The sequence below is a fragment of the Serratia sp. 506_PEND genome (assembly GCF_001076875.1).
In the GTDB taxonomy this organism is placed as follows: domain Bacteria; phylum Pseudomonadota; class Gammaproteobacteria; order Enterobacterales; family Enterobacteriaceae; genus Serratia; species Serratia marcescens.
The window spans coordinates 1-1510 of the sequence record NZ_JVEL01000169.1 but is presented as its reverse complement, the minus strand read 5'-3'; the positions used below and the strand labels follow the sequence as shown (position 1 = coordinate 1510).

Below are 1510 nucleotides of genomic sequence, written 5' to 3'. Positions count from 1 at the left end.
GCCATCGCCAAGTTGGAAGAGGAAGGTTTCCCGATCCTCTCCTATGACGCCTCGCTGGGCGGCAACTACCCGGTGATCTGCGTGGTGCTGTTCAACCCGACCAACGGCACCTGCTTCGCTTCATTCGGCGCGCATCCTGACTTCGGCGTGGCGCTGGAGCGCACGGTAACCGAACTGCTGCAGGGCCGCAGCCTGAAAGATCTCGACGTGTTCACCGCGCCGACCTTCGATGACGAAGAAGTGGCGGAACACACCAACCTGGAAACGCACTTCATCGACTCCAGCGGCCTGATCTCCTGGGATCTGTTCAAACAGGATGCCGATTACCCGTTCGTTGACTGGAACTTCAGCGGCAGCACGCAGGAAGAGTTCGCCACCCTGATGAGCATCTTCGACAAGGAAGACGCGGAAGTGTACATCGCCGACTACGAGCACCTGGGCGTCTATGCTTGCCGCATCATCGTGCCGGGCATGTCCGATATCTACCCGGCGGAAGACCTGCTGCTGGCCAACAACAGCATGGGCGCGCACCTGCGCGATACGCTGCTGGCGCTGCCGGGCAGCGAGTGGGAGCCGGAAGAATACCTGGCGCTGATCGAGCAGTTGGACGACGAAGGGCTGGACGATTTCACCCGCGTACGCGAACTGCTGGGCATTGCCAGCGGCAAAGACAACGCCTGGCATACCCTGCGCGTGGGCGAGCTGAAGTCGATGCTGGCGCTGGCGGGCGGCGATCTGGATCAGGCGCTGATCTGGACCGAATGGACGCAGGACTTCAACGCCTCGGTGCTGAGCCCGGCGCGCAGCAACTACTACCGCTGCCTGCAAACGCTGCTGCTGCTGGCGCAGGAGCCTGAACGCGAAGCGGCGCAATACTATACCGCGTTCGTGAAAATGTACGGCCAGGAAGCGGTCGACGCCGCCTCCGCCGCCATCAGCGGTGAAGAGCGCTTCAACGGGCTGTTCGCCGTCGATGCCGATCTGAAGGCGCTGCCGGCGCATCAGGCGCTGCTGGCGGCTTACGAGAAGCTGCAGGCGGCCAAACGCCGCCACTGGGCCAAGGCCTAAGCATCATCAGGGGGGGCCACCACTTTGGGAGTACCCCTGTTGCCAAACGCCGCACTCCGTTGCGGCGTTTTCATTTTTGCGGTTTATTTCAACGCATTCGGTTTTATTTTTTCGCCGGGAAATAGGCGGTTAAACGGCCATAAAAATAAATAAACCGTCAATTGTTGCCGGACGGTGAAATAATAATTAACCGATAATTAAACTTTCAGCGCCGCACGGCGACAAAACGCCTAAAAATTTAACTTTACTCTACGCCGACCATTCGGTGGATTCAAAAAAATTTGCAAACATTAAAAAAATGTTTTTGATTAAAAATCAATAAATTAACCACAAAAACCACACAAAAAACACGCCATTTCGCCGCTCTACTTCCCCGCCTTATGATCCAAATCAAATTTTCCCCTATACTGCTTTGCTAGTATCTCATTGCGTTGTTTTAACC

General features: G+C 56.4%; 1 protein-coding gene. It reads left to right on the top strand.

Going from position 1 to position 1510, the window contains the following annotated elements:
* On the top strand, positions 1-1068 hold a 1068-nt coding region (locus tag ADK28_RS04190; RefSeq protein ID WP_048794972.1), incomplete at its 5' end, for a 30S ribosomal protein S12 methylthiotransferase accessory factor YcaO.
* Positions 1069-1510: the final 442 nt, after the last annotated feature.